We start from the raw sequence: 18873 nt of genomic DNA, 5'->3' as shown, positions 1-18873 counted from the left end.
TCTTCGCACGCTCAATGTGCAGAAATAGACAGGGGAGGGGCGCATGGCGGATTTCGACTGGTCGGACCTGCGCTTCTTCCTCGCGGTGGCGCGCGCGGGCCGGCTCACGGCGGCGGCGGCCCGGCTCGCGGTGGAGCATTCCACGGTGAGCAGGCGGCTCGGCGCGCTGGAGGCACGGCTGGGGGCGAAGCTGTTCGATCGCCGGCCCCACGGCTATGCCCTCACCGCCGCCGGCGAGCGGCTGATGGCGGCGGCCGAGGGCATGGAGAGCCTGGCCCTCGCCGCCCAGGGGGCCATCGCCGGGGCGGACCTCGGCGTCGCCGGCACGGTGCGCATCGGCGCGCCGGACGGTTTCGGCACCTTCTTCCTGGCGCCGCGAATCGCCGCCCTGGCCGAAACCCATCCGGACCTCGACATCCAGCTCCTGGCCATGCCGCGGGTGTTCTCGCTCTCGAAGCGCGAGGCGGATCTCGCCATCTCCCTCAGCCGGCCGAAGGAGGGGCGCCTGCACGCCCGCAAGCTCACCGATTACCGTCTGCGCCTCTATGCCTCGCGCGGGTATCTCGCCCGGCACGGGCCCATCGGGAACCGGGCGGAGCTCAGCCGCCACGCCTTCGTCGGCTATGTGGACGACCTCATCTACACGCCCGAGCTGGACTATGTGCCCCTGGTGGCGAAGGACCTGCGGGTGCGCCTCAAAAGCTCCAGCCTGGTGGCGCAGCTCACCGCGACTCGCGGCGGAGCGGGGGTGTGCGTGCTGCCGTGCTTCATGGGCGAGCTGTTCGCGGGGGAGGGGAGCGACGCCCTGGTGCCGGTGCTGCCGGAGGAGGTGGGCATCACCCGCACCTTCTGGCTCATCAGCCACACCGACATGCGCGATCTCGCGCGCATCCGGGTGGCGGCGGATTTCATCGCCGGAGAGGTGCTCAAGGCGCGCGGCATGTTCCTCGCGGCCTGACGGGCGGCGCGGCCGGACAGGTGAAACCGGGGGGGCTGGTCTGTCGATGCCGGTGCTGGCCCATTGAGACAGCGGTGTATTCAGTCCGCGCTGGCATCAAAATCCGCTTCGCCTCCCGATCTCGCATGAATATGCTGCCCTTCGGGGGGAGTGGGCCGCATCGCCCATGCCCGTAGGTCACGGAGGAACGCCTCGGAACCGCACGGTGCCCGGCTCGTCGAGCCGTTCCAGACGTTCGTGTCGCGTAGCTTTCCAAATCTGGGAAACAACACCATGTTCGGGCAGAAGTCGAAGAGCGATGAGCTGATTTCCGTTCTTGGAAATTATTGCGGTGTCGGCCTGTGGGATGCGGTCCTCGTCAATGAAGACGCCATGCATCCGCAGAGCAAGTGGACCTGGACCAACGAATTCCGCCGCCTCCTGGGCTACAGCGGAGATTATGATTTCCCGAACGTCGTTCAATCATGGTCGGATAAGCTTCACCCTGAAGATGCCGGGCCGACCTTTGCCGCATTCGGGGGCGCGCTGAAGAAGAAGGATGGCAAGTCCATCTACAACGTTATTTACCGCCTGAAGATGAAGGACGGCTCTTACCGCTGGTTCCGCGCCACGGGCGGCGTGGTTCACGATGCGAGCGGCAAGGCTGTCCGCGCCTGCGGCTCGCTGGTGGACATCCACGACAACGTCCTCGCCGAGCAGGCGGCGAACAAGCGGGTGGAGATGGTCGAGGCGCTGACGGCGCGCTTCGATACCGAGGCGTCCTCGCTCATCGGCACCTTCCAGTCCACCGCCCAGTCCCTGCAGGCGGCGGCTAGGCAGCTCGCCGGGGCGGCGAAGAAGACCTCCGACGAATCGGTGGTCGTGGTCTCGACCGTGGAAGAGGCGGCCGCCAACCTCTCCACCGTGGCCTCCTCCTCCGAGGAGCTGGGGGCTTCGGTGGACGAGATCGCCCGCCAGATCGACCTTTCGGCCGAGATGTCCAAGGGCTCGGTGAGCGAGGCGCGCACCACCTCCGCGATCATGAGCGAGCTGAGCGCCGTGGCGGCCGATATCGGCAACGTGGTGGATCTCATCTCGGGCCTCGCGGGGCAGACCAACCTGCTCGCGCTCAATGCCACCATCGAGGCCGCCCGAGCCGGTGACAGCGGCAAGGGCTTCGCCGTGGTGGCGAGCGAGGTGAAGCAGCTCGCCTCCCAGACCGCCTCCGCCACCTCCGAGATCTCCACCAAGGTGGCCGCCATCCAGAACGCCACCACGCGCGCGGCCTCGGCCATCGAAGGCATCATGCGGACCATCGGGTCGGTCAACGACGCCATCACCTCCATCGCCTCGGCGGTGGAGGAGCAGGGCAGCGCCACCCGCGAGATCGTGCGTTCCATCAGCCAGGTGTCGGACGGCACGCACATGGTGACGGAGAACATCTCCAACGTCTCCCAGGCGGCGGGGGAGACCGAGCAGGTGGCGCAGAGCCTCCTCTCGTCCTCCACCACCATCGGCACGGAGGCCACCACGCTGCAGGAAAAGATGCGGCGCTTCATCTCCGATCTGAAGGCGGCATAGCCCCGTGGCGGCGGCGCGCCTTGCCTTGGCGCGCCGCCTCTAGGATAAGGCGCCCATGAGCCAAAACCCGAGCCAAGACCCTTCCGGCGCCGCGCCCGCCGACTCCGAGACCGATCCCTTCCTCGAAGCCGGACGGCTGATGTTCGCCGCCGACTGGCAGTTCATCGCCGCGGCCCCCACCACCGAGGTGCTGCCCCCCATGCAGGGGGTGGAGGTGGCGCTGGCCGGGCGCTCCAACGTGGGCAAGTCCTCGCTGGTGAACGCGCTCACCGGCCGCAAGGCGCTGGCGCGCACCTCCGTCACGCCCGGCCGCACCCAGGAGCTCATCTTCTTCCGCGCACAGCCGGAGATGATGCTGGTGGACATGCCCGGCTACGGCTTCGCCAAGGCGCCCAAGGAAAAGGTCGATGCCTGGACGCGCACCATCCGCGCCTATCTGCGCGGACGGGTGAACCTCGCGCGCGTGTTCGTGCTCATCGATTCCCGCCACGGCATCAAGCCGGTGGACGAGGAAATCCTGGACCTGCTGGACAAGGCGGCCGTCTCCTACGCCATCGTGCTCACCAAGGTGGACCAGGTGAAGCCCTCGGCTTTGCCCGATGTGGTGGCCGCCGTGCAGGAGAAGATCCGCAGGCGCCCCGCCGCCTATCCGGAAGTGTTTCCCACATCGAGCGAGACGGGTGAGGGCTTTGCGGCTCTGCGCGCAGCCATCGCCCGGCTGGTGGCCGAGCGCAGTTGACCGCGCCTCAAGGCGTTTCCGAGCGAAGTGGAAGCCGGCCCGTGCGAAGGAAACGCATCATTGAAAGAGGATGGATCGTTACGGCGTTTCCGCGAAACGCCGTAACGATTCCGGGGCCGGCCGTTCAGGCCCAGAACTCCGCGATCCTGGGCGCCTCGATCTTCGCCCGCGCGTAGCCGGCCTTCAAGGCCGGCTCGATCTGCTTCGGGTCGAGTAGGCTCACGCCGGGCGGAGTGCCGGCGATGATGAGCATCGCCTTCGTCCCGGTGTCTTCCAGCGCCGCGATCTCCTTGTGGATGTCATGGGGAATGCCGCTCAGAAGGCTGCCTTCGTAGCCATTCGTCAGCGTGATGACGATGGCGCGCTTGGAGCCGGCCACGAGGTCGGTGTGGGCCCACGTCTTGGCGATGCCGCCATCCATGCAATAGCGCTGGCCGAGCAGTGTCGGTCCGATGATGCCCGGCAGGGAGGAACTGGCGGCGGCGGCATGCGCGAGCGGAATCCCGTTCTTCCGCGCCACATCCTGATGCACCACCAAGCGCTCACCCGTGTAGCAGTCATTGGCGGTCGTGAACATCTTCGGCGTGGGCCAGCCGGTACGGCTGTCGCCTGTGAGCAGCCAGGCGAGGCGCTCGACGCCATCGCCGTTGACGTGGTTGTCGGACGCGAGCGCGGCATGGCCGATGGCCCGGATCGTCTGCGGACTGCCGTCCTTCACGCTGAAATTGATGTCCTGTGCGCGCTTCTGGCTCGCATTGGGTGCTGTCAGCGGCGCGAGCTTGGCGAAGAGCCCCGGAAAATGGCCGAAGAAATCGAACTCGGCGCGCAGCTGGAAGAAGCGGCCGGACAGAAGGGAGGAGCCCAAATAGGAGCCGGCGGATGTTCCCACCACCATGTCCGCGACCGTGGGGTCGACCCCCTGCTCGAGCAGGCCGTGGAAGAAGCCGCAATACCAGGCCACGTAATATTCGCCGCCGCCACCAAGCACGAGCGTGCGGTCGAGATTCCTCGCGAGGTCGGAAACCGTCGGCTGGTCGGGAACCGGCCGCGCCAGCCCGTCATTGTCGAAGAGCTTATCGGAGATGGCGGCGGCAAGCTGCGCCGGTCCCGTGGAGGGGACATCCGCTTCGCTCGCCTGCGCTATTCCCGAGGTCATCAATCCGGCTGAAGACGCGAGACCCACAGCGGCTTTCACAAGGTGTCTACGCGAGAGCATCGTAAGTCCCTTCGCTGGCAGCGGCGCGCGGCCGTCTCTCCGGATGCTCCTCCATATCTGAAAATTTGAAAACGGTAGGATACGATGACCCGAGCCACCCGCTGACCTCGGCCGCGCCGGGATCGGACCTCCGTGGCGGCGGGCCGTTCAGGGACGGTCGTGCTCTTCCTGGATCAGCGCCTCGGCGGCGGCAATGGCGCCCTCGAGTTCCGATATCTTGCGCAGCATGCCATCGGAGGGGAGCGTGCGGCTCTTGGCTGCGGTCAGCAGCAGATCGCGCTGGGCGGTCTTGAGGCGTTCGAGGAGGCTCAGAAGGTCGGCCTCTACCGTTTGCGGCATTTTTTTTCGCTACTCCAACGAGCTGCGTGGTGGGGGAATAATGTCGGGCCCGGTGGCGCGCATAGCCTCGTGGGACGTGCCGCGGCCACCCTTAAAACCCGATTTCGATGCGTTTTTCATCACGGAGCGCGCCATGCGCCTGATGGCGGCTTCGAGAACCGGGTGTTGCACGCTTCTTCGCTGTGGACCAGCCCAATTTCACCGAAAAGGGCTCTTCGTCCGCGTCGATGTCCCGCGCATGCGCCAAGTCCGGTACGGCGCTGGCGGACCTTCGGGAGCCCGGGCGAATGTGGGGAGCACGGCTTCCTGAAGCGCCGAGGGGGCGCCCGCTCCGCGATCCTGTTCCGCGTGGCAGCAAGACGTCCGATTGGCGGGGCCGTGCCTGAAAACGACTGCGCGCACCACCGTTTCCGATGGTGCGCGCAGCGCGGTGTCTCAGATCAGTCAGCCAGCTCGATGCCGCGGGCTTCGGGACCCTTCGGGCCCTGACCCACCTGCACCACCACGCGCTGGCCTTCGGCCAGGTCGGTGAGGCCGGAGCGGGAGATGACGGTGACGTGGACGAACACGTCCTTGCCGCCGCCTTCCACCGCGATGAAGCCGAACCCCTTGTCGGGGTTGTACCACTTCACGGTGCCCACGCGCTCCTCGGTGGGGCCGGTGGCGGCACGGGGGCCACCGCCGCCCATGCGCGGACCGGCGCCGGGGCCGGCACCGGGACCAGCGCCGAAGCTGCGGCGCGGCGGGGCGGCCTCGGCGGTGGAGGTGTCGACGTCGAGCACCTCGGTCACCTGGCGGCCCTTCTGGCCCTGGCCCACCCGCACGGAGAGCTTGGAGCCGGGAGGCACGCTCTCCTGGCCGGCGGCCTCGAGGGCGCGGGCGTGCAGGAACACGTCACCCGACCCGTCGGACAGCTCCACGAAGCCGAAACCCTTTTCCGGGTTGAACCACTTCACCGTGGCGTCGATGGGCGGGCCGGAGGGAGCGGGGGCGCTGAAGCTGCTCGGCGATGAAAACGGACGGTCCCCTCCGAAGCCGCGATCACGCGGCGGCGCAAAGTCGTCGTCAAAGCCACGGCGGCGCGGCTCTCGGAAGTCTCGGTTACGGCTCATGTGTAATTCCGTTGAGGTCATTCGCCAATTTGGGCTTAGGCCATCCACCACTGCTGAATTAAAACGCGTCTATTGTGCAGATTAACTTGCACGTCTTGGGGGATTTGACCTCCGCCTTCGAACGACGCTCAACCCAGCCACCCGCTTCTTGCCTCGTAGCCTAATGGACAAGGTGACAAATTCGCGTCCAAACAACTCCGCTGCACGCGCTCTGCCAGCCACCAATGACACTAACACACATTTGGTTCCACTTGGTACATGAATGTTGAACTCTTGCACGGCCGCGCGATCCGCGCTCCAGGCGGTGGGCGCGCTTTTAATGCGCCGGCAAAACAACTCAGGCGTGTTGAGGGCGAGAGGCGGGGCGTGCCGTTCCGGTAGCGCCTTCCGCAATGCAGCATCCGGCCGGGGGCTTGCCCGCAAGCCGATGATTTCACCCGCAGTTGCATTGCGACACGGAGATTCGCGACGCACAGGCGCAGGGCTGCGACGGGTCGTCGGCCACGGCGCGGGGCGGGATTGGCGCCGACGCTCCTCGGTACATTGATGGCGCGCGTCGTGCCGGCCTGCAAGGTATCCTGCACCTCCCGCGCGCCTCGGCGAAGGTATCGCTTGGCGGGTTCGGCGCGCGATCACAAAAAGTTGAAGTGAGATGTTATTTTCGCGGGACGGCGCGCACCACCAAATTTGCGGCTTGATCGGAGGCGTTTCGTTATGAGCCATGGGCAACAACCTCATCACCATCAGGCGCCGCCGAGCCATAACGGTGTGCCGCTTCCCACCGCACCTGTGCCGGAGGCGTTATGGCTGATGGAGCACAGGCGCTCTCCGCCGCTGCGTTCCCTCGTGGGGCCGGGGCCCGATCCCGCGACTCTGGACCGCATGCTCGCGATTGCGGCCCGCGTGCCGGACCACGGCCGGCTGGTGCCCTGGCGTTTCATCGTGTTGGAGGGAGACGCCCGCGCCGCGGCCGGCGATCGGCTCGATGCGCTCTATGCCCGCCAGGTGCCGGACCGGCCGGCGGAGAAGGCGCACATGTGGCGCGACTATCTTCTGCGGGCCCCTGTGACCGTGGTGCTTGTGAGCCGGCCCGATCCCGCGGCGAAGATCCCGTTGTTCAACCAGGTGCTTTCCGCCGGCGCGGCCGGCATGAACCTGATGCTCGCGGCGGAAGCGCTGGGTTTTTCGGCGCTGTGGCTGCTGAAGTGGCCGGGCCGCGACCGCGAGGCGGCGGCGCTGCTGGGTGTCGGGGAGGGGGAAACCGTCGCTGGCTTCTTTCACATCGGCCGTCCGGCCGAGCGGGTAGCGGACCGCCCGCGCCCGTCCCTGGCACAGGTGGTGACGCGCCTCGCGCCGTGAGGCCACCTGCTCAGTGGTGCAGGGGCTCGTTCCGCGTGGCCTTGCGGAAATAGGCGATCGAGGCATAGACGCCGACAAGGCCGAAGATGGCCATCAGCGCATATTCGCCGAGGTCACCCATGTTGAAGAGGCCGGCGAGGGCCCAGCCGGCGGCGACGGCGGTGGCGATGGCCTGGGTGGCGATGAGAATCGCCGCGCTGCCGACCGTCAGCATGTTGCTCCAGTTCACCGATCCGGGGGCCGCGGGCCGCGTCATTCATCTCTCCTCGACGGCCCGGCGTGTGCTGGAGCCTTCCTTCGGGCCGGAACTTGACCTGCCCGCCGGGCGCGGTCAAGGCTCCCGCCCCTTGAGCCAATGTCCCGCCCGGAGTTCGCCATGCTGCCCGCCAGCGCATATGAGAGTGTCCATGCCCGTCGCGGCATCGTGGCGGCGCCCCACGCCCTGGCGGTGGAAGCCGGGCGGCAGGTGCTGGCCGAGGGGGGCAACGCCATCGAGGCGGCGGTGGCCGCGGCCGCCGCCATCGCGGTGGTCTATCCGCACATGAACCACCTGGGGGGTGACGGCTTCTGGCTGGTGCGCGAGCCCTCCGGCCGGGTGCGCTACATCGAGGCGTGCGGTCCCGCGGGGCGCGAGGCCACCATTGCCCACTATCGGGATCTCGGCCACGAGAGCGTGCCCGCGCGCGGTCCGCTGGCGGCGCTCACGGTGCCCGGCGCGGTGGGTGGCTGGCGGCTCGCGCTAGAGGCCGCGCGCGCCCTCGGCGGGCGCATGGACCTGCCGCGCCTGCTGGAGGCCGCCATCCGCCATGCCCGCGAGGGCAGTCCCGTCACGGCCTCGCAGGCACGGCTCACGGCCGAGAAGGCCGGCGAGCTGAAGGATCTGCCCGGCTTCGCGCCGGTGTTCCTGCCGCAGGGCGCCCCCCCGGCGGAGGGCGCGCCGCTGCGGCAGGAGCGGCTGGCCGACACGCTGGAGCACCTCGCGCGCGCGGGGCTCGACGATTTCTATCGTGGCGACGTGGGTCGCGAGATGGCGGCGGACCTGGAGCGGATCGGCAGCCCCGTGCGGCGGGAGGATCTTTCCGCCTTCGCGGCGCGGTCGCGCGAGCCGCTGAAGGTGAGCCTGCCGCAGGGCGAGGTGTTCAACGCGCCGCCGCCCACCCAGGGTCTCGCCTCGCTTCTGATTCTCGGCCTGTTCGCCCGCCTGAAATGCGAAGGCGCGGAGACCTTCAGCCACATCCACGGCCTGGTGGAGGCCACCAAGCAGGCCTTCCTGGTACGCGACAAGGTGGTGTGCGATCCCGAGCGCGTCACCGCCGATCTCGGCCACCTGCTCTCGCCCGACGGCCTCGATGCCCGCGCGGCGCGGATCGATCCGCGCCGCGCGCTGGCGTGGCCGCGCCCGGCCCAGGCGGGCGACACCATCTGGCTCGGGGCGGCGGATGCCTCCGGGCTGGTGGTGTCCTATATCCAGTCCATCTATTTCGAGTTCGGCTCGGGCTGCGTGCTGCCGTCCACCGGGGTGCTGATGCAGAACCGGGGTGCGAGCTTCTCCCTCGATCCGAAGGCGCTCAACGCGCTGGCGCCCGGCCGGCGGCCGTTCCACACGCTCAATCCGGCGCTGGCGGTGCTGCGCGACGGGCGGGTGATGGGCTACGGCACCATGGGCGGGGAAGGCCAGCCGCAGACCCAGTCGGCGGTGTTCACGCGCCATGTGCTATTCGGCGTGCCGCTGGGGGAGGCCATCGCCCGGCCGCGCTGGCTTCTGGGCCGCACCTGGGGCGCGCCGGAAACGCGGCTGAGGCTGGAATCCCGTTTCGAGGAGGGGCTGGTGGAGCGCCTCGCGGCGGCGGGGCACGATCTCGTGGTGCTGCCGGAGGCGTATTCGGACACCATGGGCCATGCGGGCGCGGTGGTTCTGCATGCGCGGGGCGGTCTCGAAGGCGCCCATGATCCGCGGGCGGACGGCGGAGCCGCCGGAGTCTGAGCGGCGGAGCGCGCCGCGCACGCCGCCCCCGGCCGTAACCGGGGGCGGCGCCGGATGCGCCGGCGCATCATGTCGGACGAGAGGTCAGCGCTGGCCGTGCCGCTCGTCGTCCTTGCGCTGCGGGTTGTGCTGGCCACCCTGCTGCTGGCCGCCCTTCTGCTCGCCCTGCTGGCCACCCTTCTGGCCGGGCATCTGGGCCTGCTGCTGGCGCTCGCTGCCGCGCTGGGCATCGGGGGTCTGCGGCTTCTGGCCGGGGTTGGGCTGCGACGGGCGCTGGTCCTGATCGCGCGTTGCCATGTGCGGTCCTCCAACTTGAGCCCCGTGCAAATGAACGCCGCGCCCGCGCCGAGGTTCCCTGCCCGGCGGCGGAGGTGCCGGAACCGGGTGCGCGGGGACCGCCCCGCCCTGGGCCCCCGGCGGCCATCCGCATGCGAAGGAGAGCCGCGAAAGGGCATGGGGCGCCCTCCGGACGACGGGCGCCTGTCGATGGCGCCGCAAAAGCAAAAGGCCCGGCAGAGCCGGGCCTGGAGCATGATCGAAGGCGTGGTGAAGAAGGGCTCAGGCCGCCTCTTCCGCGTCCATCTCGGAGTCCATTTCCGCTTCGTCGGCGGCCTTGGCGGAGCCGCGGCGCGGGCCCTTCAGCAGGTTCTGCTCGATGAGCTTCACCGCCTCGGTCTCGGTGATGTTCTGCACCGCCGAAAGCTCGCGAGCCATGCGGTCGAGGGCGGCCTCATAGAGCTGGCGCTCGGAATAGGACTGCTCGGGCTGGGTCTCGGAGCGGTAGAGGTCGCGCACCACCTCGGAGATGGCGACGAGATCGCCGGAATTGATCTTGGCCTCGTACTCCTGGGCCCGGCGGCTCCACATGGTGCGCTTGATGCGGGCGCGACCCTGGAGGGTTTCGAGCGACTTTTCGACGATGTTGGTCTCGGAGAGCTTGCGCATGCCGACGCTGGCAATCTTGGGTACGGGCACCCGCAGCGTCATCTTGTCTTTTTCGAAGGAGATAACGAACAGTTCGAGCTTGAAACCGGCGACTTCCTGTTCCTCAATGGCCATGATTCGGCCGACGCCATGCGACGGGTAGACAATGTGCTCACCCGTCTTGAAGCCGAGACGGGTCTGCGCGTTCTTCTTGGTCGACATGCTCTTGACCACTCCCGATCCGCCCCGGAGGCCGGATCTGATGGCGCGCGTGACGTCCCGGTCCGGTCACCGGGGCGTGGTGCGCCTTGCGCTGTGGACATGGGTCGCGGCCGGACGCCCGACGACCCGCTTTGCCAGCCGAAGGCCACAACAAGATGCCGCGTCACGCCCCCTGGGCTCGTGGCCCGGCGGTTGACACGCAGATCTCGCTTCAGTGCTCCAGAAGCTCCTGTGATCTCGAAAGCCTGGATGCCCGTTTGGGGGTAATCCGAGATTGCGCGGTGGTATGCGCGCTTGCAGCATTGGTGGAAGCAATCGACTGTAAAGTGCCGTATATCACAATTTTTGTAAGAATCAAAGCGCGCCTGTCGTCAATCCGACCAGCCCGCGTTTGCACAGGGTCGTTGGGCGGGCCATCCGGGTTTCGTTGCGCCGGCGATATAAACATTTCTTTATATCTTGATTGCCGCGTCCGGCGCGCCGTGCTAATTGCCCCGCCTGCCGAGCCCGATGCCGCGCCCTCATCGCCGCGCGCCCGGTTCGGAGCGGCCGATTTCTTGCGGAGTGAGCCATGAGCAACGATTACGTGGTGAAAGACATCAACCTTGCCGACTGGGGTCGCAAGGAACTGGACATCGCCGAAATCGAGATGCCCGGCCTCATGGCCACCCGCGCCGAGTACGGCCCCGCGCAGCCCCTGAAGGGCGCGCGCATCGCCGGCTCCCTGCACATGACCATCCAGACCGGCGTCCTCATCGAGACGCTGAAGGCGCTGGGCGCGGATGTCCGCTGGGCCTCCTGCAACATCTACTCCACCCAGGACCACGCCGCCGCCGCCATCGCCGCCGCCGGCACCCCGGTGTTCGCCGTGAAGGGCGAGAGCCTGGAAGACTATTGGGAATACACCCACCGCATCTTCGAGTGGGCCGACGGCGGCACCCCGAACATGATCCTGGACGACGGCGGCGATGCCACCGTGCTCGTCCACCTCGGCAAGCGCGCGGAGAGCGGCGACACCGCCTTCCTCGACGCCGCGACCAACGAGGAAGAGGAAGTGCTGTTCGCGGCCATCAAGCGCCGCCTGAAGCACAAGCCCGGCTGGTACACCCAGCTCGCCACCAACATTCGCGGCGTGACGGAAGAGACCACCACGGGCGTGCACCGTCTCTACGAGATGCAGAAGAAGGGCACCCTGCTGTGGCCCGCCATCAACGTGAACGACAGCGTCACCAAGTCGAAGTTCGACAACCTCTACGGCTGCCGTGAGTCGCTGGTGGACGGCATCCGCCGCGGCACCGACGTGATGATGGCCGGCAAGGTCGCCATGGTCGCCGGCTTCGGCGACGTGGGCAAGGGCTCGGCCGCTTCGCTGCGCAATGCCGGCTGCCGCGTGCTGGTCTCCGAGATCGACCCCATCTGCGCGCTCCAGGCGGCGATGGAAGGCTACGAGGTGGTGACCATGGAAGATGCCGCGCCCCGTGCCGACATCTTCGTGACCGCCACCGGCAACGTGGACGTCATCACCGTGGACCACATGCGCGCCATGAAGGATCGCGCTATCGTCTGCAACATCGGCCACTTCGACAGCGAGATCCAGGTCGCCGGCCTGAAGAACTTCAAGTGGCACAATGTGAAGCCGCAGGTGGACGAGGTCGAGTTCACCGACGGCAAGCGCATCATCCTGCTCTCCGAGGGCCGGCTCGTGAACCTCGGCAACGCCACCGGCCACCCGAGCTTCGTGATGAGCGCCTCCTTCACCAACCAGACGCTGGCGCAGATCGAGCTGTTCACCAAGCCCGGGCAGTATGAGAAGAAGGTCTTCACCCTGCCCAAGCACCTCGACGAGAAGGTGGCCTCGCTGCATCTCGACAAGGTCGGCGCCAAGCTCACCAAGCTGTCCGACCAGCAGTCCTCCTACATCGGCGTGTCGCAGAGCGGGCCCTTCAAGCCCGACCACTACCGCTACTGAGCGGCACTGCCTCCTGAATGCGAACGCCGGCCCTCGGGCCGGCGTTTTCGTTTTAATTCAGGACGACGCGGACAGTCCGGGCCGGCGCGGGTGTCGCGGGCTCAGCCCTGCGTATCCTCGCCCGGCTCCGGCCGCTCGGTGCCGGCGTCGATGAAATCTGCGGCGAGCACCACGCGCCCGGCGGCCACGTCCACCACCGGCACCGCGAGGCGGGTGAACGGCACCATGAGCGTGCGCCCGCGTGCGGCCGCTGCGGGGGTGTATTCCAGCACGTCGCCTGCGCCGAAGTCGTGCAGCGCCGTCACCGTGCCGATGGTTTCGCCGGCCTCATTCTCCACGCGCAGGCCCAGGAGATCGGCGTGGTAGAAGGTGTCTTCGTCCTCGGTCTCCGGCAGGAGGTCGCGCGGCACGTAGAGGTCCACATTGGTCAGGGCCTCGGCCGCGGTGCGGTCGTCCACCCCCTTGATGCGCGCCACGAAATGCTCCTTCGCAGGGCGCAGGGCGGTGAGGGTGAAGGCGCGCCGCCCCTCGGCATCCGTGAGGGGGGCGTAGTCGAGAAGCGCTTCCGGGTCCTCGGCGAAGATGAACAGGCGCACCTCGCCCTTCACCCCGTGGGGAGCGCCGATGCGGGCGATGAGGATGCGTTCGGTCACTTCAGTCTCCGGAGCGTTGGCACGGGCGCTTCTTCTTCCCCAAGACGCGGCAAAATGAAAGCCCGGCGGTGCCGGGCGCGGCGTCATCCGCCCTTGCGGCGGGGCGAGGGGTGATGCACCTTGCGCGCCATGTCTACCGCTGCTCCCGCCCCCCTCCTGTTCGATGCCGGCCGCCTGCAGGCCCTGCTCGAGCGCATCTCCGCGCGCATCGGCGCGCGCAACGTCGTCACCGATCCGGCGGAGCTCGCGCCCCTGCTGGTGGAAGGCCGGGGCCTCTACCACGGCGCGACGCCGGCGCTGCTGAAGCCGGCCGACACCGCCGAGGTGGCGTTCATCGTCGCGGAGTGCGCGGCCGCCGGGGTGGCGCTGGTGCCCCAGGGCGGCAACACCGGCCTGGTGGGCGGGCAGGTGCCGTTCGGCGCGCTGCTTCTCGGCCTCTCGCGCATGAACCGCATCCGCAGCCTCGACGCCACCGACCTCACCGTGGTGGCGGAGGCGGGCTGCACGCTGTTCCAGGTGCAGCAGGCGGCGGCGGAGAAGGGCTGCCTGTTCCCGCTCTCCATTGCTTCCGAGGGCACCTGCCAGATCGGCGGCAACCTCTCCACGAATGCCGGCGGCACGGCCGTGCTGCGCTACGGCAACATGCGCGAGCTGGCGTTCGGCCTGGAGGTGGTGCTGCCCGACGGGCGCATCTGGAACGGCCTTTCGCGCCTGCGCAAGGACAATACCGGCTACGACCTGAAGGACCTATTCATCGGCGCCGAAGGCACGCTCGGCATCATCACGGCCGCCTCGCTGCGCCTGTTCCCGGCGCCGCGCCAGCGCACCACCACCTTCGTGGGCCTTGCCGATCCCCATGCCGCGCTCGCCTTGCTCAATCGCCTGCGCAGCGTGGCGGGCGATGCGCTCACCGGCTTCGAGTTCCTCTCAGAGTTCGGGCTGGAGACGGTGCTGAAGCACGTGCCCGGCACCTCGCGGCCCTTCTCCGAGGCGCACGCCTTCTACGTTCTGGCTGAGCTCACCTCCACCCGCCGCGACGACGACCTTCCCGCCCTCGCCGAGGGCGTTCTGGGAGAGGCGTTCGAGGCGGGGGAGATCGAGGACGCGGTGATCGCCTCCAGCGAGGCGCAGTCCCAGGCGCTGTGGAAGCTGCGCGAGTCCCTCTCCGAGGCGCAGAAGTTCGAGGGCGGCTCCATCAAGCACGACGTCTCGGTGCCGGTGTCGCTGGTGCCGCGCTTCATCGAGGAGGCGAGCCGCCTGTGCGTGGAGCACATGCCGGGCCTGCGCCCCTGTCCGTTCGGCCACATGGGCGACGGCAACATCCACTTCAACATCAGCCAGCCGCAGGGCATGGACAAGCAGGCCTTCCTCGACACCTGGGAGGCGTTCAACCGCCTTGTCCACGACCTCGTGGCGGGCATGGGCGGCTCCATCTCGGCCGAGCACGGCATCGGCATCCTGAAGCGGGACGAACTGCCCCTCTACAAGGACCCGGTGGCCATCGAGGTGATGGCGTCGCTGAAGAAGGCGCTGGACCCGCTCGGCATCATGAACCCCGGCAAGGTGGTGCCCGGCCTCTGAGGGGGCCCTCCTTCTGTGCTGCTTCCACCGGCCGGACCTTGTCCGCGCCGGCCCGGCGGCCGGCTGCCATCGACCACGCCGGAAGCTGCCCACGCCGTGAGATGGCCGGCGCCTGAAGCATAGTTGCGACCCCGGACCGGGGGCGGGCGGGTTGGCTCAAACGCCACGCAGTCCGCAGCTTTTCCGCTCGCATCGGCTCCCGGGACACGCTCGGGCGCGCCGGGCTGTCGCCGTTTCTCCACGTGACCGGCGGCCGCTTCGCTCGAAAAGGCTCTACCCCCGCGCGGAGGAAGGCAGGCGCGCTCGTGCCGGCATAAGCTGCGGCAGGAGCCTGAGATCGGGACAGGCGCCTGCGCGCGACGCGCGCAGGCAATAGCGCTCTCGTCCGGTTTCCGCCCTTTCTGCGGCGGGGCCTGTGTTCCGGCCGGTTCCGGTGCGCGCGGGCCTGCGGTCAGGCCCCGTGCGTCGCACCCTTGCCGCCGAAATAGCGCAGCGTCAGGCAGGTGATGTCGTCCGCCTGCGGAGCCCCGCGCTCGAACACGTGCACCGAGGCCAGTACCCGCTCCGAGAGTTCGTGCACGGACCATTCGCTGGCGCCGCTCGCCAGCAGCGTCTCCAGGCGCTTTTCCCCATAAGGGTTCTCGTCCACGTCGAAGGCTTCCGTGACGCCGTCGGTGTAGAGGAAAAGGGTGTCGCCCGGCTCGAGCTGGAAGGTGCGCTCGGTGTAGACGAAGCCCTCCAGCACCGCCACCGCCATGCCCCCGGTGGAGGGCACGCTCGCCACCGCGCCGTTGCCGTGGACCTGATAGGGCAGGTTGTGCCCCGCGTTCACATAGGTGACCCGCCCGGTGTCGAGGTTGAGCACGCCGTAGAGCACGGTGACGAACAGCACCTGGTCGTTCTCCACGGCCAGGAGGTCGTTCAGGCGGCGGATGCAGCCTGCCGGCGAGCGCTCGAACAGGGCGGTGGAGCGCAGCAGCGTGCGGGAGATGGCCATGAACAGGGCCGCCGGCACGCCCTTGCCGGAGACATCAGCCACCACGAAGCCGAGGGTGCGGTCGTCGATCATGAAGTAGTCGTAGAAGTCGCCGCCCACCTCGCGCGCGGGGGTCATCTGCCCGTGCACGGCGACGCGGGCATCGGCGGGGAATTCCTTGGGCAGGATGGCGAGCTGCACCTGCCGCGCGATCTCCAGCTCCTGCTGAAGGCCGGCGAGCTTGGTCTTGGTGACGAGGGCCTCGCGCAGCTCCACCACCATGGAGGACAGCCGGGTGTGCTGCTCGACGATGCGGCGGGAGAGATCGTGCAGCACCCGCGCCACGCGCTTCAGCTCGTCGTCCTTCTCCAGGCGCGAGTTGTCGGCGAGCAGGGAGAGCACCTCCTCGCGGTCCGTGGGGTCGATGGAATCGGCCAGCGCCTTGAGCTCGCTGGAAATCACCGCGCCCTGGCGGCGGCGCACCCGCTCGCGCTGGCGCCGCGCCTCGGCCAGGGCCTGCACGTTGGCGCGCAGGGCCAGCACGGCGGAGGCGATGCGGCCGATCTCGTCGGAGCCGGTGTGCTCCACCGTCACCGAGGTGTCGCCGCGCGCGAGCGCCTGCAGCACGTCGATGGCCTCTTCCAGCGGGCGGAAGCTGTACCACAGGAAGACGTTGAGCCCGATGACGCCGAGCAGAAGCACCGCGACCGCGCCGGCAATGGACGCGTGGCGGATGAAGCCGGTCTCCTTCAGGGTCTCGGTGGTGTCGATGAGGCTCACCAGGGCGCCGATGGTGCCGCCGCCCACATCCTCCACCGGGACGGAGATGACATTGTAGCTGTGGCCCTGGATCTCCGCGCGATCGGCCATGGCCTGGCGCGGGGCGATGTCGAGCTTGGCCCGCTCCCACAGGCGGATGTCGGTGCTCGCGACCACCCGCCCGCGCACGGTCACGAGGGTGGTGGAGGCGCCGATGCCGCGCGCGAACCGATCCATGCCGATGCTGGCGTCGCGGCCGAGCACCAGCACGGCGGGGCCCTTGTTCGACAGCAGCACGGTGCGGGTGGAAAGCACCACGATGCGGCTCGCGCCCACCTGGCGCAGGCCGGTGACGACCTTGCCCTTCAGGGCCTGGTCGAGGCTGCCGGCATCGAGGATGCTGCGGTTGCGCTTGGAGCCGCCGCTGCCGAAGATGAGCTCGTGGTCCGCGCCCACCACCTCGAAGGCGGTCTCCGGGTCGGCGATGTCCACCCCCGCCTCCTTGAGGGCGGCGGCGATGCCGGGATGGTCCGCGAAGCCGAGGGCGATGCGGAAGGCGGACGATGAATCCACCCGTTCCAGGATGCGCGAGAGATTGGAGGTCTGGAAGGCGACGATCTCGCGCCACAGCACCGTCTGGCCGGCGATGGCGACCTGATTCTCCCGGTTCTCGGCCACGCGGTCGCGCAGCAGCGCGGCGCCCCATAGGCCGAGCATCAGAGTGATGAAGGCGAGGGCGACGATGAGGGTGATGCGGGTGCGCAGCAGCATCAGTCGCCCCATTGCTCGCCGCGCGCGGCTGCGTCCCGCGTGGCGCGGACGGCGGCGGTCTGGCCAGTGGGGCCCTTGCCAGTGGTGCCCTTGCCGGGGCGTCCCTTGCCCCTGGCGCGGCTTTGGTCCGCCTCCTCGCCCGGCACTGGCGGCGCGCCGATCACCTCACGCCGCAGCCGCTCGACGTCGGGTCGCAGGGAGCCATCGAAATCCACGGCCAGCAGCTCCTCCGCATAGGCCTCGAACACGGCGCGGCGGTCGCGCATCTGCCTGTTGCCCAGGGCGAGCGCGCGGAAGGCCCGGCCCACGGCGCCGCGCGGGCGGCCGGGGCCCGGCTCGGGCTCGAAGTCGCCGGCGGCGGCGCGGCGCAGGGCGTCGCCCAGGCGCGCTTCGGCGCGGTCGAGGGGGAGGCCGGCGACAACCCCCGCCGCCAGCGCCGCCAGCGCCGCGAAGATGAAGGCCGCCACCGCCGCCTGCGCGCCGATGCCGGTGAAGCCGTTCGAGAGGGCGGCCGGATTGGTGGCCACCTCCACGGTGGCGACCGGATTGCCGTTCACGATCACCGGCGCGCTGGTGGAATCGACACCCGGCTCGTCACCGGTGGCGCTGCGGATTTCCCGCCCGTCGGGCCCGCGCAGGATGATCTGGGTGATGCCGGGCGTGCCGGCCAGGGTCTCCGTGAGGTGCGCCTCGACCCCCGGCAGCAGCTTCAGGGGAATGCCGAACCGCTCGGCCTTCTCGAACTGTTGCGCCAGCGCGCGGGCGACCGATGTGCCGATGACCAGCGCATCGCGGCGTGCCCCGTCCTCCACCCGTGCCCTGAAGGCGGAGGTGAGGAGGCCGGCGGCGATGCCGCCCACGACGAGGGTCGCCACGAAGGCGACAATGCTGGCGATGAGGCGCGCCCGCGCCGGATCAGGTCGCATCGTCGAGGGCTCCGAGCTGGCTGAGGCCCCGGTCCACGCGCGCGGCGGCATCGCCCCAGCTCTGCTGCGCCTCCAGGGCGAGCCGGGGCAGGCCGGTCTCGCCGGTGGCGCCGGCGATGTCGCCGGAAAGGATGCCCGCGGTGCGCTCGAACGGACGCGACATGACATGGCCGATGGCGAGGGCGGCGACACCGGCCGCCGCGCCCGCCGCCACCGCGAATCCCAGGGCGAGGCCCGCGAGGGACAGGCCCAGCGATTCGCTGCGCGCGACCCGCGTGCGGTCCGAGGTGGTGATGGAGATGCCGCCGGCGATGCCGAGATCGTTCTCGAAATGCGTGCCGAACACGGTGTCGCCCCGCTCGACGGTGCTCCAGATGCCGCCCTCCGGAAGGCGGCTCACCCAGCCCGCGGGCACGTTCTCGCCGATCATGCTGCGATCCGTGGAATAGAAGGCGCGGCCGGCGGCGTTGAAGATGTCCACGGCCAGGACGGCGGCGTCGCCCGCCTTCTCGCGTTCGATCCGTTCCTGGAGCGGGGAGATCTGGTCGAGGGCGAGGCCGATGGAGAGGTTCGCCTCGGTCGCCGTGCGCAGGTTCGTCAGCAGATTGGCCACGCGCGCGCGCTCGATCTCGGTATTGACGCGCTCGCTCGCGGCAAAACAAATGACGGCGACCGCCACCACCGTGGCGACCACCGCCGATATCATGACCAATGCCAGCCGGCTCACGAACGTCATGGAATTTACTTTGCTGAACCGATGGCCGGGACGTTAAACGCACGCGCGCCACCAAACCAGAGAAAATCCGGCCAAGTTCTAAAAAAACC

The 18873-nt window shown here is 68.9% G+C and carries 17 protein-coding genes; 7 read left to right on the top strand and 10 right to left on the bottom strand.

What is annotated here, in order from left to right; all coding sequences use genetic code 11:
• Positions 1 to 43: 43 nt before the first annotated feature.
• The 3 genes from V5F75_RS19250 (at position 44) to yihA (ending at position 3257) form a co-directional block, all read left to right on the top strand.
• Positions 44 to 958 carry a LysR family transcriptional regulator gene (locus tag V5F75_RS19250; protein ID WP_394035132.1) on the top strand — a complete coding sequence of 305 codons (915 nt, stop codon included), beginning with the start codon at positions 44 to 46 and terminating at the stop codon, positions 956 to 958.
• 273 nt (positions 959 to 1231) lie between these two features.
• Positions 1232 to 2518 carry a methyl-accepting chemotaxis protein gene (locus V5F75_RS19245; protein WP_394035131.1) on the top strand — a complete coding sequence of 429 codons (1287 nt, stop codon included), beginning with the start codon at positions 1232 to 1234 and terminating at the stop codon, positions 2516 to 2518.
• A 139-nt stretch (positions 2519 to 2657) separates the two neighbouring features.
• Positions 2658 to 3257: a ribosome biogenesis GTP-binding protein YihA/YsxC gene (gene yihA / locus V5F75_RS19240; protein WP_394035229.1), complete on the top strand. Its 600-nt coding sequence runs from the start codon at positions 2658 to 2660 to the stop codon at positions 3255 to 3257.
• Positions 3258 to 3381: 124 nt separating this feature from the next.
• On the opposite strand, the gene V5F75_RS19235 is transcribed toward yihA, so the two are convergent.
• The 3 genes from V5F75_RS19235 to V5F75_RS19225 all read right to left on the bottom strand — a co-directional run bounded on the left by V5F75_RS19235 (position 3382) and on the right by V5F75_RS19225 (position 5924).
• The gene (locus tag V5F75_RS19235) at positions 3382 to 4413 is read right to left on the bottom strand and encodes a patatin-like phospholipase family protein (RefSeq protein ID WP_394035130.1); all 1032 of its coding nucleotides are present in this window, start codon (positions 4411 to 4413) and stop codon (positions 3382 to 3384) included.
• Between the two features lie 207 nt (positions 4414 to 4620).
• A complete protein-coding gene (locus V5F75_RS19230; protein ID WP_394035129.1) occupies positions 4621 to 4812 on the bottom strand; it encodes a hypothetical protein in 192 nt (63 codons plus the stop codon).
• Between the two features lie 440 nt (positions 4813 to 5252).
• Entirely contained in the window at positions 5253 to 5924 is a 672-nt protein-coding gene (locus V5F75_RS19225) for a cold-shock protein (RefSeq protein WP_393990018.1), read from the bottom strand.
• Positions 5925 to 6638: 714 nt separating this feature from the next.
• On the opposite strand from V5F75_RS19225, the gene V5F75_RS19220 reads away from it, so the two are divergent.
• Positions 6639 to 7283, top strand: a complete 645-nt coding sequence (locus tag V5F75_RS19220; RefSeq protein WP_509212115.1) for a nitroreductase family protein — start codon at positions 6639 to 6641, stop codon at positions 7281 to 7283.
• A 10-nt stretch (positions 7284 to 7293) separates the two neighbouring features.
• Here V5F75_RS19220 and V5F75_RS19215 read toward each other — a convergent pair whose 3' ends face one another.
• Positions 7294 to 7539 (bottom strand): hypothetical protein, encoded by a 246-nt coding sequence (locus V5F75_RS19215; protein ID WP_394035127.1) that lies wholly within the window; start codon positions 7537 to 7539, stop codon positions 7294 to 7296.
• A 120-nt stretch (positions 7540 to 7659) separates the two neighbouring features.
• Between V5F75_RS19215 and V5F75_RS19210 the strand changes: the two genes are divergently transcribed.
• Complete coding sequence (locus tag V5F75_RS19210; RefSeq protein ID WP_394041001.1) at positions 7660 to 9267, top strand: gamma-glutamyltransferase family protein; 1608 nt, start codon at positions 7660 to 7662, stop codon at positions 9265 to 9267.
• Between the two features lie 84 nt (positions 9268 to 9351).
• Here the strand turns inward: V5F75_RS19210 and V5F75_RS19205 are convergent, their stop codons facing one another.
• A complete protein-coding gene (locus tag V5F75_RS19205; protein WP_394035125.1) occupies positions 9352 to 9564 on the bottom strand; it encodes a hypothetical protein in 213 nt (70 codons plus the stop codon).
• A gap of 261 nt (positions 9565 to 9825) precedes the next feature.
• Complete coding sequence (locus V5F75_RS19200) at positions 9826 to 10413, bottom strand: CarD family transcriptional regulator (RefSeq protein WP_394035124.1); 588 nt, start codon at positions 10411 to 10413, stop codon at positions 9826 to 9828.
• A gap of 571 nt (positions 10414 to 10984) precedes the next feature.
• Between V5F75_RS19200 and ahcY the strand changes: the two genes are divergently transcribed.
• Positions 10985 to 12382, top strand: a complete 1398-nt coding sequence (gene ahcY, locus V5F75_RS19195) for an adenosylhomocysteinase (protein WP_394035123.1) — start codon at positions 10985 to 10987, stop codon at positions 12380 to 12382.
• 101 nt (positions 12383 to 12483) lie between these two features.
• On the opposite strand, the gene rimM is transcribed toward ahcY, so the two are convergent.
• A complete protein-coding gene (rimM, locus tag V5F75_RS19190) occupies positions 12484 to 13035 on the bottom strand; it encodes a ribosome maturation factor RimM (RefSeq protein WP_394035122.1) in 552 nt (183 codons plus the stop codon).
• 129 nt (positions 13036 to 13164) lie between these two features.
• On the opposite strand from rimM, the gene V5F75_RS19185 reads away from it, so the two are divergent.
• Entirely contained in the window at positions 13165 to 14616 is a 1452-nt protein-coding gene (locus V5F75_RS19185) for an FAD-binding oxidoreductase (protein WP_394035121.1), read from the top strand.
• Positions 14617 to 15067: 451 nt separating this feature from the next.
• On the opposite strand, the gene V5F75_RS19180 is transcribed toward V5F75_RS19185, so the two are convergent.
• The 3 genes from V5F75_RS19180 to V5F75_RS19170 are packed head-to-tail and all read right to left on the bottom strand — an operon-like array spanning position 15068 to position 18784.
• Positions 15068 to 17122: a SpoIIE family protein phosphatase gene (locus V5F75_RS19180; protein ID WP_394035120.1), complete on the bottom strand. Its 2055-nt coding sequence runs from the start codon at positions 17120 to 17122 to the stop codon at positions 15068 to 15070.
• Positions 17122 to 18048 (bottom strand): hypothetical protein, encoded by a 927-nt coding sequence (locus V5F75_RS19175; protein ID WP_394035119.1) that lies wholly within the window; start codon positions 18046 to 18048, stop codon positions 17122 to 17124. The genes V5F75_RS19180 and V5F75_RS19175 overlap by 1 nt, the downstream gene beginning before the upstream one ends.
• Positions 18038 to 18784 (bottom strand): hypothetical protein, encoded by a 747-nt coding sequence (locus V5F75_RS19170; protein WP_394035118.1) that lies wholly within the window; start codon positions 18782 to 18784, stop codon positions 18038 to 18040. The genes V5F75_RS19175 and V5F75_RS19170 overlap by 11 nt, the downstream gene beginning before the upstream one ends.
• Positions 18785 to 18873 lie beyond the last annotated feature (89 nt).

Origin of the sequence: Xanthobacter albus (genome assembly GCF_043194895.2) — a bacterium.
In the GTDB taxonomy this organism is placed as follows: Bacteria; Pseudomonadota; Alphaproteobacteria; order Rhizobiales; family Xanthobacteraceae; genus Xanthobacter.
The sequence above is the reverse complement of the archived record's forward strand: the minus strand, read 5'-3'. Positions and strand labels throughout refer to the sequence as shown.